Below are 16,777 nucleotides of genomic sequence, written 5' to 3'. Positions count from 1 at the left end.
GGTATGACACGCCGATAACGTCAGTTTTTAGCGTCGATTAACGGATAAAATCTTTATCATCAATCACCCGCAGCGGATCGATATCGCTCTCTTTCTTAATCACTAAGCCCGTCTCTGAACGCACGCATACACCGCCGTAATGACCACCAACGGTAAACGCACACAGCTGAATATAACGCCCCGCCACTTCAGGCAGACACCACAGCTGCTGATAGATATTTTTCTGTTCGGAGAACTTACCCGAGGTTTCATCCAGCACCTGATCTTCATGGCTTATCAAACCGATGTTGTTACCGCAGCGTCCAGCAATCGGTTTCACCGCATAGCCGCTTTGCTCCAGCTCTGCGTTTAACTCAAAGTCAGCGTCCAACAGGTAACGATGATGCGGGAACAGCGACCATAGCACCGGCAAAATGGCTTTATTGCTTGGGATCACCGTCCACAGCGGCTCAAAGACCATCACTTCAGGACGAAGCAACACGTCGATCAAGCGAACGCTATTTTCGGGATGTCCGGTTCGAATTGGCAGCGCCGAGTGCTCCGCTTCGCTCTCTTCACGCAGCTGATCGAGCGCGGTTTCCCATGCCCACGTTTTCCACACACAGCTCACTGCGCGATGATCGCCATCCACCAACTGACCAGACGCATCCCAATGCAGCTCATCTAAGCCGTGCAGAATTTTGCTTTCAAAACCGGCTTTAGCTAATGCGCGCTGCATAAACTGCGCGTGATAGCTCTCTTCGGCATCATGATCTTGCAAGATATGAACGAACGGGCTGGCGTCGCTGTGCTTCCAAGTGTTCGCTAACGCATCCAGCAAATGCTCGCCCGGATCGCCGCCGAGAACGTCTCCCGCCTTCTCTGCCCATTGGCCTAGAATCAGCCCAGTTTCAGCATGGCACGACGCGGAATCCGCGTTGTATTCATAGACTTTCAGACCACGCTCATCCATACAAAAATCAAGACGACCGGTGATCATATGATGACGACGACGCTGCCAAGACAGGCGCAGGCGCGGCCACAGCGCTTCAGGAATATCAAACAGCGCCAGCAGATTGTCATCTTTCAGCACTTTATCCGTGGCATGCAGATACATCAGATGCAGCTCATTGGTGGCACGAATAAGCTCTTGTTCCGCGCTGCGCGAGATTGTGAAATAGCGGTAAGGATCGGCGTTTAACGTATGGCCGCCGTTGGCCTGCACGTAGGTATGCTGCAACGGATCCTGCTCGTTCAACCAAGCGCCGCTAAACTGGCCGCGGTTTTCTACGCGCTCGCTGTGGATAGCCAGATACGGCGCAGGGATCTGCGGCTGCGGCAGACTAAAACTATCGTCGGCGGTTTGGGTCATCCAACCCAATATTTCGGTGTCGTCGAACGTATCCTGAATCACGTATTTGCCGTCTTGGCACACCAGCGGTAACTCGCGCGTCCACTGCTGCCCTGCGGGCAACGGATGGTGGATCACGTTCTGCTCCGCCACGCGGATGCGGTCTTCCAACACTTGGGTGATAATCGCGACGTGCCCCGTATGCTCAAACTCACCGCCCTGCTGCCAAATCAGCAAAGAACCCGCCACCGGCAAACGCTCGCAGCCGTTGGCAAACGCCTGCAACGGCAGAATATTATCGTTCACGACCTGACGCAGATAGCGCAGCGAAAAAATATCGTAGGCCATGCGCACGTCGGTAAACACGGTGCCGTAGTTGAGATAAAGGAAGCGGCGGGCAAACTCGACGCACTGCCACTTATACCCCATGTACTCTTTGTCCAGATAGTGACGGAATGCCGCATCATCCATCTGATCAAGGTTTTCAAGGGAGTCATAATTCGAGGAGTAAATCGCTACGCCACCGGGGGCATAACCTAACAACGTACCGAAAGGGGCATGTTTTTCGAGCGTGTTCACACACATAGCGAGAGCCTTACGCGAATATCACTGTTGCAATAACAGTTGGGGAAAGATCTATCTTAAATCACCAGCAAACAACCGGTAGACAGCACCTGAATCATGAGACTGATTCCGTTCAAAGCTAGAAACACTATGATAGCACTGTTGCTGCTGTGGAAAAGATGAATTGGGTGGGGCTGGATGGGTATGCTTGGCGATGAGGGGGATGGGAGGTTGTTCAAGAGGGTAAGCCGCTTATTGAAATTAAACCGCTTACCCGCACGAATATAAATTCGTGCTCTAATTTGGGCTTAGAATTTGGTTAAAATCTTCAGATTGAAGTTCACCTTTAGCACATAACATATCTCTAGCAAGCATCCGCCGTTTTTGTAGTAATTCATCCAGAGTCTCTTCAAACGTTGGCATTGCCGAATCTCTGACCGTTGGATAATAAACGTAAACATCTTTTGTTTGTCCAATACGATAAACGCGATCTGTCGCTTGATCCTCTTTGGCTGGATTCCAGCATCGAGTGAAATGAATCACATGGTTTGCTTTCTGCACATTAACGCCGAATCCAACCGCAACCGTCGATAGAATAATTACGCCAAATCCCTGTTGTTCTTGAAAGAGATCAATCAGTTTTTGCCTGCTATTTGCACTTGAGCTTTTAGTACTCGTATCGCCATTTATAACGTACGGTTTAAATCCAAATCGTTGTTGGATGGCATGTTGTAATTCACGTTGAATATCCCTCAGTTCAGTAAATATAATGACTTTGTCATCACTGTTCTTTTGGATATCTTCTAGTTTCTGCATCATCCATTTCAGCTTCGGCGAATAATTACGCAGCGGGCTATCTGGTTTCACACTGTAAGGATGAGCACAAATTAATTTAAGCCGATGCAAAAGGCCAAGCATTCCCATTCCTGCCACCTCGAGTTCATCTTGCATTTGCTGCTTACTTTGATAAGACACGATCGAAGAAATATATAAATCACGTTGCAACGGGATCATAGTAAGATTCTTGCAAGCCAAGTCCTCTAACTTTTGGGGTAAATCTTTTGCAACATCGTCTTTGGTTCGCCGCAAGGTCTGAGGTTCAATAAGTTGGCGGAGCAATTCAAGAGCTGCATTATCTCGTTCTTTAGCACCTTCGATTGGTCGTAAAAAACGTTGCCCAAAATCATTCAATGCGCCAAGTAGGCCTGGTTGTACAAAATCAAAAAGGCTCCAAAGATCTACTAAGGTATTTTCGACGGGAGTTCCTGTACAAGCAACTTTAAATTGAGCCTGAACTGCGTTAGCTGCATGGGTTATTAATGCCGCAGGATTTTTTATTTTCTGAGCCTCATCACAAACCATAATCGACCATTTTTGCCGAGCAATAGAAAACTCCTGATCGCGCAGCGTTTCATAAGTCGTTAAAACTATTTGTGCATTACCCACCCATCCAGGGCGAAAAAGGTTTTTAATGCCTTGAGCCTTTAGCTCTGGCGGAATTTCATCCTTATGAAATTTAAAGGATTTAACTGTATCACCATAAAGTTTAAGGACTTCTACTCCGGCAACGTAAAAGAAATTATCTAATTCTCTTTCCCAGTTATCTAATAAAGAGACAGGGGCAACAATCATTGTTGGTAGTCCTGCTGGATTCTTCTCAATATACCACATCAAGAACGTAAGAATTTGCAGCGTCTTTCCTAGCCCCATATCATCAGCTAATAAGCAGCCCGATGTTTCATCCGGTGATTTAAGATAAAGCTGCTGTAGCCACGCAACCCCTTGCCGCTGATGCTCGCGTAACTGGATATGTTTCTTCAATAATACTGGTAATACAGGTTCCGCTCCGCGGACATTCAGCAATGCTTCACGCCTATGTTTAATGTAGCTAGCATATTCTATATTCTGCTCTATTTGTAAAACAGCACGTTTATCTTGGAGATTCGTTTCTTTGTCATCACTAGATAATTCAGATTCAACCTTCTTACGCCAATCTTTTAAAAATGACTTAGCATCATCAATAGGAAGAGATTGCTCATTCCACGGCATGTTTACTGATAGTTCTTGTTGTTGTTCAGCCAGCTTAATTCGCTCATCAAGCTCAGAGAGTAGTTCAGCACTACGTTGATCAAACTCGTCAAAGAAATCTTCTGAAAATAAAGTCTCGCCCAGTTCTTTAGGTAACCAGTTTTCACTTTCATTTTTAACCAAAAAGGGAGAGGTAACCTTTTCAAGCTCACCTATCCCAATGACTCGATCGCCATACTTACTGAGATCTAGGACATCATCAAATTCAACACCAGCAGACTCATTCTGCCAACGTAACAACAAGACTTGGTAGTTTTGTAACTGTTCCAACGTAAATTGGCTAAGCTCTAATTCATATCCCTTCCATATACCTGCTGGTAATCCAGATGCCAGTTTAATTGAAAGTTCTTGGATAAATTGTTCAAACTCGTGAGGCTTAGACAGCGAAAATCGAATAGAGGGCTGGGGGATAGCAGCGATAGGTTCGAGAGTCAGCAATACCGAGTCGATCATATTACTCTCTGTATCCAGTAGCGGCTCGATATTGAAATGGTGAAAGAATATGTGTGCATCTTGCAACGCTTGCTCATGCTGCTCAGGGGGGACGACAGATGCAGCACTCTCACCAATGAATGTATACGGGTTACGTACAAATGAAATGGCATCGTCGCCAGCCACTCGTCGTCCAGGAATAGAATGGACTGAAGATAAGACATCTTTAACTTCGGGTGAAATAATTACATGACTGAGTGAACCATCGCTACTTAATATACGGTATTGATCAGGCACCTGCTTATTATTATCAAAACTACTCAGCCATTGTTCTGGTTGATCTTCGAACGTGGGTTCAATTTCAATAACTGATGTATCGTGAATTGTTGCTTTCCTGACTTTTATTTTCAATGATTCGGGCTTAACAACAATAGTTTTTGTCAGATAGTTATCAAGTTCAGCATGCGCATTCTTGGCTAAGCGCCTTATTTTTGCCCATCCAAGTTGATTTGTGACCTCACCGGCTTTCTCCTTCTGTTCACAACGAAAATGTTCCAAAGCAGATAATAGCAACCAGTTTTCTTTACTCAGCAGAAACTGTCCGTGAGGGCAATCAATTACCGCACCAGTGCGCTTAAAAATAATAGTTCTCCCCGACGCTATCTCTTGCCACTCCTGAATATAAATATTGAAATCTGCGTCACTTAGTCCCCCTCGTCCAGCTAAGCTTGCCTTCAGTTGCATTACAGCCGGAACACCCAATAAAGGCAGACTAGTATGATGCTCTACGTCTTCCGATAATCGATATAATTCATCCCAGGTTAGCATCCAGCGGTCAGAAAGCTCTGTGACATAGCCTTCTTCCGAGAGTTGATCCATATAAGCAATTAATGGCCATAAAGCGTCATCATTAGCCAAACTGAAAGGAAATGAGAGGCCTAATTCTTCTATCTGGTACTGATGGCTCATTGCTTTTTCGGACGATAGATGATTACTCATAAACTTATTGAGTAGACGCTTCAGCATTAGTTGCTCCAGAAAACCAGTGGGTCACCGTGTTTGGGTTTGAAACCAAGCTGCGTCAGCTTAGCTATCGCCTTTGGGTCTCGCTCAGATAAACGAACATGTAGAGCACCTCCTAAGGCACGTTTATCGCTAATAGATGCTTTCAACCCTCGAAGAAACTGTTGTATATCTTGTTCACGCTCTGTTTTTGAGTTTTTTTGAGTTGGTGCGCTGCTGTATTTAAAATTCTGTGCCGGATGAGACGTGGCTTGCATATCTGTAGGAATATATTTAATACCCCGTTGGCGTAGCATATCTTCATACGCCACCATCCAACCTGTAAGATGTTTATCACTGTATCCAACCGCCGTTGGGGCATGACGGAATTTTAAACCACCACATTTTAATTCATCATTGAGATGCAGTTCGTTCTTTTCAGGATCAAATGGAGTTTCCGAAGACTTATACACATAAAGCGCATTCCCAGTCCGAGAAAACTCAACAAAAAGATAATCTCCAACTTGCATGATTACAGCATTGTCAGCACTTGCCCCACCCAATAAATGGCTCAAGCGTCCTTTGTTTTTTTGCCTGAAAGCAACAAAGTCAGAGTGCATATCGTTGCGTGCATCCTGTCCCATCACTATTCGTGTAAAACCCATTTGATTGGCAAAACGTAGCCAGTAGAACAATCTAGCCTGATCAACATCACCATTACCTTTCAGTAATTGGAAGAAATGTGTCAGATCTTCTTTCGCCAACCAGCTACGAACCATCCCACAAATTTTTTCGCTTGTATTGGGGTCTTTTAAATGATTTAACCAAAGATTCTGTTTGCTACGCAACTGAGGGCTTCCCCAACTATCTAAAGCCATTTGCTTAAGCTCAGGGTGCGGAATATTTCGATATGAAGACCGGTAATATTGGGTTAAACAAGCGCGTAAAATTATATTTTTATATCGCTCTCGTTGTCGTGCAAGCTCTAAAAGATGCGGAAGCCGAAGCTTAAACTCTTCGTCATCAAGCTCTAAGACTTTAGATAGGAGAACAACAAATGCACGATACCAGAGCCAGCTATTATCAGGTACTTGTACAACATTCTCTAAAGCAGAGAAATCGACAAACTTCCCCAAAATCATTTTATCTGCAATGAGTGAACCTGCTTCAGGAGTAAACAAATCACCGTAGTGATCAATTATTTTCATCCAGCTTTTTTCTTTACGTGCCTGACTTTTAACTACACCGTAGCCAATACGAAGCAGATCGCGTAGAGAGCACCAGTTATTATTTTCGCCTGGTTTTTTCGAATGATACCCAAAATAACTACTACATAAAAACTTCCATTCTCGGCGCTTAAGATTTTTTCTGTCAATACGTTGCTGTATCTCTTGCTCCACACGACTATAAAGAGTGTCATCTTCAAGCAAAATAGGAAATGCTGCATCAGGATCTTTATCCGATAGTCCTGCGAATATAAGCTGCCAATCATATCTCGTAAGCGCTTTTAACTGGCGTAACGCTGCAATTGCCCGCAGCCTTTTATCAAGAGGAGGAACTATTGTCCGTTCGCTTTTCTCCATTTTCGCAGCTAAATACTGCTCAGCAGCTTTCAGTTTAGGGAAGTCACCAAAGATCTTATTATCAGACGTAGAAACGTGTCGTTTAACCGTGGCAGCAATATCAGCAGACAACTGAGACAAAGCCGATATCATATAGGCATCTCCAACTGGCATCTTTCTATACTTGGCACAACTGAATCTTCTACATCAACAGCTGGCTTTTCATGCTCATCTTTCAAACCAAAGAATTGCATACGCAATTCAACGCGACGGCTAGCTTCTTTACTTTCTTTCGCATTATTAAACGAAACGCCACCGGCCAAAAATAGTTTACGGATTTGCTCTTGCTGCAGCGGAGTTATTTGCTGTTGAAGACGACTTCGACTATCTAGCAAACTGCACATCACCCATTCAGAACGCTGCAAGGATAGATGCAAGTTATAAAGATATGAACCATCGGTATCAGTAAAACCTTCAATAACAATCTGCTTAAACCATTTCTTCCCTTCATCGCTATTAGCCGCGTCTAGAACGAGAGGAACAGCATCTTGTAATGCCTTCTGGCCATCTGCATTAAGAAAAAAACGATTATGATCAAAGCGCCCTGCTTCACCAAAACTAATACGATTATCCCGGCAATCTACCACTATCGTTTTATTCAAACTCTTTGCGTGTAATTCTAAACGTTGGCATAAGCGTGAAATATCTTGCCCGCGCAGTTTTTCTCCCTGCTCGACACGCTGAATACGTTGAGTCACTGAGCTGAGGGATGCAACCATCACTACCAGAAATAGCACCATCATCGCGGTCATCAGGTCTGCATATGAAATCCAAAATGGTTTCTCAGCTTCATCTGAGCGGCGGCCTCTAGCGCGAGAATATTGACCAAACATGATTCACCGCCTCTTAAACTGACACTTTAGACAACATTTCTTCAAGGCTCTCAATACTTTCGCCAAGTTCTTCAATGCCGCTTCCTAACCGTTTAACTGCGCTATCCAGATTTGAATCTAAAGCACCTAACGTTGTGTCTAAGCTTGTTTTCATACCATCGGCAAATTGGTTAAAGCCATTTGCCAGCACTTGGCCGGAATGTTCTAAGAACTCTTTGGCTTCGCGGTTGTAATCGTGTAAGCCTTCATTATGCTGTTTTAGCTCTTTAAGGAATTGACTACGAGTTGCTAATTCCGCCTGCGCGTTAGCCACAATGCCTTCAAGCAACGTGATTGATTTCGCGACAGAATCTCGGTTATTGCGATAATCAGCGACGACAGAGCTCAACTCTCGGCTTGCCTGACTTAACTCATTGCCTGCACTTTGAGTTTTATTGAGTACATCTGCAGTAAGATGATTCGCTTCTTTAACCTTGTCGCCAGCAGACTCAAAATGCTCGGCAGCAACACGCATTTTATCTGCGCCAGTATGCATATCTTGTAAGTGCGCAGTAGTCTGTTCAGCCATTCTGCGAAGCGCATTTTCGGTCGCTTCTTGTTGTGCATGTAACGCATTAAGCAACGATTTAACTTGTTCATCAAATCCAGAAACAATCTGCTGTGTTTCTTGATGGAGGGATGCTTGTGTATCCTGTTGATGAGTCGTTAACTGTTTCTGCCCCTGCTCAAGTTGAGTAAATAATGAACTTAATTGTTCTCCTACTTGCTCTACTGATGCAGCCATTTTTTGCATGGTTTCGTGCTGGCCCTGCTGAGATGTTTGCTGAATAGTGGCGATAAATTCTTTCATTTGATCTGCCATTGCTTTTTCGCGAGCTTCGTTATCGGCAAATACTTTCTCTAACTGTTGTGCCATACGCTCGCCCGCATTTTCACCTTCAGTACCAATTTTTGCCACTGAGGATTGCAAGCTTGTCAGCATATCGTTCATACCTGACTGCATGGCTTGTTGGCCGGTTTTCATTTCGGTAAGCAATTGAGCCATCAGCTCTGCACTACCTTGCTTGCTTTCTTCGCTAGCGCTACGCATATCTTGTAACAGGGCTGAGAACCCTGTTTGCATCGACTCAATGGCTCCAACGGATTGCCCCATCATTTGGTGCATATTGTCGAATTGCTTGCCAAAAGTGTTATCAAGCTTGGACATAAATACGGTTAGAACATCTTCTAGCATGTTATGAACTTGGCCACTTTGATCACCGCTAGCGGTTTGCACTGCCCCTGCTATTTTATCCAGTGGGGATTTAAGGCTACTTTCAATAGCATTGCTGACCTGCTCCGCAAACTGCTGGCCGCTATCTCGATATGTAGAGGAAAGCGATTGGGCTAGTTTTTCATTTTCCTGGATCTGACTTGCAACTAAGTTTTGCAGCATATCGCGCAGATCAGTAACTAAGCTATCTTTAAGCTGTTTAGCCTGAGTCGCGCTCTCATTGCTGGATTTTACTAGTTCAGCTAAATACTCTTCACCAACACCACTTTCAAATAACTGGTCGATAGCTGCTGTTAATTGCTCAAGATATTTGTAACATTTAGCGAGAGAAAATTTTTCTAGCCAGGTGACTGCAATAGATGCCGCGATTGCGGTAAAAGAACCGAGAAAAGCATAGAGCACATCACGTAGCAAAGACGCAACGCTGCTAGTTACCTGCTCAGGAGTGCTCGGGTCAAAGTGGAATAGACCAATCATCAATCCATAAAATGTACCGATAATCCCTATACCAGTAAGAATTCCTGGGAGATGTTTGAAAAATTCAGTATTAAGAGGAATATCAATCAGTTGTTGCTCAGTAAAATATACAGCGCTGGGGGCCGTCGCTCGAACCTTTTGCAGCTTTAGTTCACCCTCGACAAGATTTTTTTGCTGATGCAATGATTCTTCAAACTCGCTCCATGAATGCTTCATAGACGACTGCGCAAAGAGCTCACTCAGTTTGTGCAATTTTTCTGCTGGGCTTTCCGTTTCCCATACACTGATTTTTTTTGCCTTACTTTTTAGTTTACTGACAATTTTTATCGCGCGAAAAACATAAAATATGGCAAAAAAAACTAATGCTATAGTTACACATACAATAACAACGAAAGGTACTTTGGCGGGTTGTACAGAAGTCAAAATGACCAATAGTGAATTAAGCCAATCCATTTTTTGTCCTAAAAATTAAATACGAACTATTCATGTATAACTACCAAGAAATATTCATAACAAAACTTTGATATATAGATAATTCATATAAAAGTATTTTTATTGTGTTTAGGTAGTTTTGAGACTCTGCGGCTTATAGGCAGCATTACAAACTAGATGACCCTTTTTAGTAGCAGCCAGTACAACCAGCAACTGATGGCGTTTGGCAACTCAACATCAATCAGGACTACGATTAAAGTTAACAATGAGATAAATCCAACAAATCATAACGCTGTATGTTGGGATAACAAGTAGCAAGGCCAAAAATGAGTAAAAAATCTGATGAAAAAAATAAAAACTTAATATTTTCACCAGAAAAATATAAACACACAGCATAATAACAATACGAGAAAAATAAAAATGATATAGTTAGCAGGCTATTACTATTCATCAACTGAAGTGACTACTTAGCAAGGCCACTCAAAAAAATAACAAATGACCATCGCTACAAAATTATATGCAGTGTGCAGTTTTTTCACTTTTCGAATATTCTTTTATTAATCAAATATCCTCGCTAAATCAATTGTAATAATTTGCCTCAAATGAACCTGTTCTGTATGCAGTTATATTGCTCTGAGAATTCGTAACACGAGCATTACCGAAGCTATCAGTGTGAAACGCCAAACCGTACCCCACGAGTAGTACCGAAGTTATCCGTTCACCAGAGACTATCCTGATCATTTCGTGCGGTGCCAAAGCTGTCAGTACTATAGGTGGCAGCATTTACGGCAGTAGACAGTAGAAGGCGCAATCAGAACATGAAAATCGCAAGATAATTTTCTCAACATCACCATTTTCCCTTATGCGCATGCGCATGATCTAGCTTTAGCGGCATCGCATCTGCATGACCAAAGCTTCGATTGAACGTCGCTAAATGGCAAGGTGTACACAGATGAACCTTGCCATAGTTACTATCAGCATAGGCCCGAATTGGGCTGGTGTAAGTATGGCATTCGGCGCAATAATGCTTTTCGGTAACGATTTTACCCCGCCTGACCTTCAGAATCAGCGAGCCATGCTCACCGCTAACAAGATTATCGTAATCGTTGGTCGCAATATTATAACGAGTAGGCTTGCCACGCGGTTTAGCTGTCGAGTCGGTTTTTTGCTGATAATTGCCAAGTGCTCTAAGAATCTTTTTCTGGGAATACGGAGATAAAACAAACCCCAAGTTATTTACTTTAGACATCGTTACTTACCTCACCCTCTGTTTGTTAGAACCACTCAATATAAACCTGAATTATGGCATCAAACCGTAAACAACAAACTAAATCTATGATCATGATCAGACGATATATAGATTTAACCAGACAGGTTAGCACTGGCGGAAATATTATGGTATAGCCTGATGTAAAGGATGATAGTCATAAAAAACAAAAATCATCTATCCTTACTCCTACACCAACGCAAACTATCTGAAACCATTAAAGCAATGGAGATTAATAATTAACTACATCATTAAATATTACAAGAACTTACACCTTGATTTTAGATTTAAGATCCATTTTTACCTTGACGCTATTTAGCTAAATTATGCACATTAAAGCTTTGCTTTTTTTGCCAAATTTTGGTTCATGTTTCTATTGCAGATACTTTTATATACACAACAAGGTTAATACGATGAAGCGCTCAGGAACACAGTTCCACTCATTTTTGAATCTAAAAAGAAGTACCACAGTGGGTTATTCCCCCTTAGTTCCAGACATCGCCTTATACTTCACGTATTCTGCTAGTACTATAGTAAATACTGTAGCTACAGTCTCATATAATAGATACCCGACTCACAGTTGAAAATTATTCCGATTGGTTTTTTTCGGAGTTCCTTGGCAATTTTCAGAGTTTTATTTGTCAGCCTACAGCTCGGAAAAATTTGATAATGATCAAATAAATTGTTGGTACCTCTAAAAAAAAATGCATATCTGCCGATGACTGACAAGGCATGTCAGTCCTTTATATATAATTCGAACTAAGTAAACAAAACGGTGGGAGCCTATGGCTGATTCAACACGGAGCCGCTCAGCAGAACGTTTAGTCGACATTCTGATGGAGCTACAAACTTATGGAGTGGTTAGTCGCTATAGGCTGATGAAGAAATTTAGGATTACTGAACGAACTGTTTATCGCGATCTAAACATGCTATCTCCATTTGTTGAAGGCTGTGGCGGTGGTGAATATCGATTAATTTCTTCACGCGCTCAGAATAATAGCCATGATGCTCTGCATAATCCGCTAGCTAAGCTACTAGACGCTGACACAGTATTTCCTGATAGAGATGGAGATTTTTGGAGCAATCTAGAAAGACGTGTTACAGAACAGCACATTAGTGTTCAGTTTAATAGCCCAGAGCATTCGGTAAGAAATGATTTGCGAAAGTATTTTAATTTATTAGAGAAGGCCATTCAAAAAAACAGCGTTTGCCATATTTTGTACAAAAATAAAACACGGGTTATTCACCCTTATAAGTTGGTGAACCAGAAAAATATCTGGTATCTCCAAGCGACGGAAAACGACAGGTTAAAGTCATTTTCGCTCAGCAAAATTCATTGGTTGGATATAAGAAAAGAGCATTTTTCTGTAGAGGCTCCCACACTTTTATTAATTGATGAGCACCGTGATCCGTGGGTAAGTGAAGATACGTTTGAAGTTCGGGTTCGAATTAACCACAACATTGCTAGCTACTTTAGCCGACGTAATTTGCTTCCCCAGCAAGAATTATTGTGTGAGGAGGACAACGGAATAACGTTACTCTGCAAAGCAGCACATCAGAATCAAATTATTCCGTTAATTTTATTTTGGTTACCCAATATTGAAATTTTGGAACCAAAATGGTTAAAAATAACTGTCATCAATATGCTGCACACCTATATCGCTGGCGATCGCAGCTCAGTTCCAGCCTTGGAATGTGATGCATAGCTAGTAACAACGACCTATAGCACTGGAGATAATAACCTATGGCATTACCTTTCATTATTTTGGGCGTCGCGGCAGCGGCAACTGCATTTGGTGGTAAAAAGGCGTATGACGGTTACCAAAAAAAATCGGAAGCCGACGATGTATTAGATCGCGCGCAACGACGCTTTGAGATGAATAAAGAGAGTTTTGAGGTGGCCAACACAACCACATCGAAAAAGCTGGCCGAATTAGGCGAAATAGAGTTGAAGATCGGTAACGATTTCAATGAATTCAATACAATCGCCATTGATCTCCTTGAGCGCATGGCCAAAGATGGACATAAAGATCTCCAACTGACCGTGCCAAAGCACAATATTAATAGAATTCGGAGCTTGGCCATTTCCGCTACAGAATATTTGACCACAGTAGTCGGCGCTGGGGTTTCTGGCGCCGCAGCCGGTTTTGCTGTGTACAGTGGAGTTATGGCTTTTGCTGCCGCCTCTACTGGCACACCGATTGCCGCACTGTCTGGCGCGGCAGCTTATAATGCTACGATGGCTGCAATTGGCGGCGGTTCGCTGGCTGCTGGTGGTTGGGGGACGGCAGGCGGTGCGATGGTACTTGGCGGTGCGGTGGTAGCACCGCTAATTGCTATCGCAGGTTGGGCTTATGATAGCCATGCGGAAAAAGCTCTTGATAACGCTTATCAAAGTTCCCGTGAGGTAACCGCTGCAGTAGAAAAAATGAATTCGGCTGAAGCACATCTGACGAAAGTACAACAGTATGTAAACAGCATTTATGAATCTATCACCAGTATGCATGCAGTTTTCGTTCAGCACTACTTTGCACCGCTGAAAGCAATGCACGCAGTCATCGTTGAGCGTCATCAAAAGAATATCACCACAGATATTGATGAGTCAGAAGAAATCATGACGCTTATAGATCATGGCTATGAATTAGCCGCCATCATGACTGACATAATTACAACACCTTTATTCAAGCCAGTAATGCAGGATAACGGTGAAGCCGTTATTGAAGATGGCGTGATCCAGCTGCAGACCGACAGCAACGGTATGAACTTACTGAACAAAGAAGCGTTGGACGAAAAATTAGAGGTATCCGCCTCTGATTTCAACTCATTTTCCTCTCGAATTTAAACGACCCGCCGGGCTAATAGGCCCGGCATTGCTATGGGCTAAGCACAATGAACACAGCTAAATTTGACTGGGGTGAAGAGTTACATCAGACAGTAGTAAAGAGCCTCACAACCTCATTTGGATTAGATTTTCTCCTACTGGAGGATAAGCACGGCGGCGATGTAAACACCATTCATAATGCCTATCAGGGGGTATATGCCACTGACGTCGAACGTCAACGATTTGAGCAGCGCGAAGGGTATAATTCGCATCATTACCATAGTCACAAAAACTATATTGCCACTAACCGAGAAGGTAAAAAAGCCCATCAAGCTGGTACATTGACAGACACCTATACCGGTGAACATTTTTCGGCCAATGATAAAAAGAACCTCGACCACATAATTTCCGCCCATGAGATTCATAATGATCCCGGACGTGTTCTCGCCGAATGCAATGGGGCCGATCTAGCTAATGACTCATCGAATCTTACCTTTACGAACGAGTCGCTAAATAAGGCAAAAAAAGCAAAAACGATGGATGCCTTCGTGCAAACGTTACAAGGGCAACAGGCAGCCACGACACAGGAAATTGTTCGATTACGCAGCCAACCAACGCTATCCGAGCAAGAACAAAAGCTGCTAAATAAGCTGGAAAATAAAGCTGCCGCCGATTTCGAACGCATGAAAAAAGCCGATAACAAGGCACGCGAAAAATACCACAGCACTATCAATCAGGAATATTATACTGGTAGTAAATTTGCGAGAAATGTCGCCACCGCTACGCTGAATAATGCCTTTCGCATGGGAACACGGCAAATGCTAGGGCTGATTCTGGCGGAGACCTGGTTCGAATTCCGGGAACGTATTCCAGTGGTGTTTGATAAGCATCGTCATACGTTCGACGCCGCAGAGTTCTTACAGGATGTGACTGAAGCATTACGCGCGGTCTGGTATCGGATGCAGAAAAAATTCAGCGCCTTCCTAACGACCTTTAAAGACGGTGCACTTGGCGGCATCCTGTCCAGTACTACCACAACACTCTTCAATATCTTCTTTACTACAAAGAAGATGATGGTGAGGCTGATTCGCGAGATGTGGAACAATTTGGTGCAGGCCTTCAAAGTGATGGTTTTTAACCCTGAGGGCTTAACTCCAGGACAGTTAGCAAAGACGGTGAGTAAACTGGTCGCTGCGGGCATCGCCGTCGCTGCTGGAGTGGTGGTTAACGAAGCATTAGCAAAAATCCTTGTTTTTCCTTTTGGACCTGAATTGGCTGCCTTCTGCGGCGCGCTGGCGACAGGTATTTTGACTCTGGTGATGAACTATTTTCTCGAAAATAGCGCTTTGATGAAAAAGGTCTGGGCATTTCTAGACACATTTAAAGATAAGTACCAAAAAGCACTTGAGTATTATAAAGAGGTTAATGCTGAGCTTGATCGCTACCTGCTGGAGCTTTCAGCGCTAGAATTCACGATCGAAACCTCAGAGCTGGAGCAATTTTCCCTACACCTTAACGTAGTGAATAGCGAAATTGAGCGTGGCTTATTGCTGCGGGCCGAGGTCGAACGTCGGAATATCGTGCTACCGTTTGAGGCTGGAAATACTCGCTCCACACGTAGCTGGTTAAACAAACTATGAAGTCTACTACAGAGTTTCCCTGCAATCAGTGCGGAGCATGCTGCCGTCACGTCGATCGCGCCAGTGAAACAAAGTTTCTCGATCGTGGTGACGGTATATGTCGCCACTACCAGATGGAAACAAAGCTATGCGCGATTTATGAGACGCGTCCGCTAATTTGCCAGATTGAGACACAGTATAGGCTTAACTATCAAGAGCAGTATAGCTGGCAGGATTTCATTGCTCTAAATCGCGAGGCATGCTTGATTCTAGAAAAACTATAAAGCGAAAGAGAAGTGAGAGTAATTATGTGTCATTCAAATAACGCGTAATCAAAAATGACTAGTCCTGATATAGGTTGACAGTTTTCTGCCTGTAAAACGCCTGATGAACATCATCGGGCGTTTTATATTTAAGAACGAATAACAGGAAGTCGCTCAGAGATGTCGAGGTTGAACTTGGGGTTACCGAGGTTGTCGCTGAAAATAAGTGGGGCTAAAGTTTGGGCTACCGGCAGCCTCTGTTCCTCGGCAGATCGGTAAAGGCAAATCAGCAACAATGTCAAAGAGGTGACTCGCTGCTGGCCATCGATCAAGTAATTTTTGTTGTTGCGTTTGCTGACAATGATAGAGCCAAGAAAATACTCTCCATAATTACTAATAGCGCTGGTTTCATCACCCTGCTTGTAGTAGTTATAGAATTTTCCCTGAAGATCAGACAGTAGCTCGTCAATGTTCTCCTTCTCCCACTTGTACTCACGCTGATACTCATCGATAGAAAAGGATTGGCTTTGCAGCAACTGCTGTACGTTACGGTAGTGGGGGGTGATTGTGCTCATATCAGACGAAACCGTACTAATGATTAATAGCTGTATTATGCCCTGCTTGTGGAGCCGTGTCTTTGACCCTTGTTCAAAATCAGTGCGTTGCAAAATCTGCAGTGGCACAGCTGAGTCAATAACTTGCAAAAACCAAAATTAGCAAAAAAATAAGGCATGCCTGAGGCGCGCCTTATAGA

At 43.4% G+C, this 16,777-nt stretch carries 10 protein-coding genes and 1 pseudogene; 4 read left to right on the top strand and 7 right to left on the bottom strand.

Annotated features, from left to right (window positions below):
• Nucleotides 1-37 precede the first annotated feature (37 nt).
• The 6 genes from gss to DSM2777_RS24395 all read right to left on the bottom strand — a co-directional run bounded on the left by gss (nt 38) and on the right by DSM2777_RS24395 (nt 11,302).
• Nucleotides 38-1,915, bottom strand: coding sequence for a bifunctional glutathionylspermidine amidase/synthase (gss, locus tag DSM2777_RS05980; protein WP_061553419.1), 1,878 nt, complete (start codon nt 1,913-1,915; stop codon nt 38-40).
• Between the two features lie 276 nt (nt 1,916-2,191).
• Complete coding sequence (zorD, locus tag DSM2777_RS05975; RefSeq protein WP_061553418.1) at nt 2,192-5,440, bottom strand: type I Zorya anti-phage system protein ZorD; 3,249 nt, start codon at nt 5,438-5,440, stop codon at nt 2,192-2,194.
• On the bottom strand, nt 5,440-7,152 hold the full coding sequence (gene zorC / locus DSM2777_RS05970) for a type I Zorya anti-phage system protein ZorC (protein WP_082790858.1): 1,713 nt from the start codon (nt 7,150-7,152) through the stop codon (nt 5,440-5,442). Before zorC ends, zorD begins: the two co-directional genes overlap by 1 nt.
• Nucleotides 7,128-7,871 (bottom strand): type I Zorya anti-phage system protein ZorB1, encoded by a 744-nt coding sequence (zorB1, locus tag DSM2777_RS05965; RefSeq protein WP_061553416.1) that lies wholly within the window; start codon nt 7,869-7,871, stop codon nt 7,128-7,130. Before zorB1 ends, zorC begins: the two co-directional genes overlap by 25 nt.
• Before the next feature lie 13 nt (nt 7,872-7,884).
• Nucleotides 7,885-10,074 carry a type I Zorya anti-phage system protein ZorA1 gene (gene zorA1 / locus DSM2777_RS05960; RefSeq protein WP_061553415.1) on the bottom strand — a complete coding sequence of 730 codons (2,190 nt, stop codon included), beginning with the start codon at nt 10,072-10,074 and terminating at the stop codon, nt 7,885-7,887.
• Between the two features lie 826 nt (nt 10,075-10,900).
• Nucleotides 10,901-11,302 (bottom strand): hypothetical protein, encoded by a 402-nt coding sequence (locus DSM2777_RS24395; protein WP_156088284.1) that lies wholly within the window; start codon nt 11,300-11,302, stop codon nt 10,901-10,903.
• A gap of 803 nt (nt 11,303-12,105) precedes the next feature.
• Between DSM2777_RS24395 and DSM2777_RS05950 the strand changes: the two genes are divergently transcribed.
• From DSM2777_RS05950 to DSM2777_RS23645, 4 genes are read left to right on the top strand one after another with little or no spacing between them, the layout of a single operon-like run.
• Nucleotides 12,106-13,026: a helix-turn-helix transcriptional regulator gene (locus DSM2777_RS05950; RefSeq protein WP_061553413.1), complete on the top strand. Its 921-nt coding sequence runs from the start codon at nt 12,106-12,108 to the stop codon at nt 13,024-13,026.
• Nucleotides 13,027-13,064: 38 nt separating this feature from the next.
• Nucleotides 13,065-14,162, top strand: coding sequence for a hypothetical protein (locus DSM2777_RS05945; protein WP_061553412.1), 1,098 nt, complete (start codon nt 13,065-13,067; stop codon nt 14,160-14,162).
• A 47-nt stretch (nt 14,163-14,209) separates the two neighbouring features.
• Nucleotides 14,210-15,781 (top strand): hypothetical protein, encoded by a 1,572-nt coding sequence (locus DSM2777_RS05940; protein ID WP_061553411.1) that lies wholly within the window; start codon nt 14,210-14,212, stop codon nt 15,779-15,781.
• Nucleotides 15,778-16,044: a YkgJ family cysteine cluster protein gene (locus DSM2777_RS23645; RefSeq protein ID WP_064645377.1), complete on the top strand. Its 267-nt coding sequence runs from the start codon at nt 15,778-15,780 to the stop codon at nt 16,042-16,044. Before DSM2777_RS05940 ends, DSM2777_RS23645 begins: the two co-directional genes overlap by 4 nt.
• A gap of 131 nt (nt 16,045-16,175) precedes the next feature.
• Here the strand turns inward: DSM2777_RS23645 and DSM2777_RS05935 are convergent.
• Nucleotides 16,176-16,634 (bottom strand): annotated as a pseudogene (locus DSM2777_RS05935) (DUF262 domain-containing protein); the annotation flags it as partial.
• Nucleotides 16,635-16,777: the final 143 nt, after the last annotated feature.

The organism is Obesumbacterium proteus, assembly GCF_001586165.1.
In the GTDB taxonomy this organism is placed as follows: domain Bacteria; phylum Pseudomonadota; class Gammaproteobacteria; order Enterobacterales; family Enterobacteriaceae; genus Hafnia; species Hafnia protea.
This window is presented reverse-complemented; position numbering and strand designations above follow the sequence as displayed.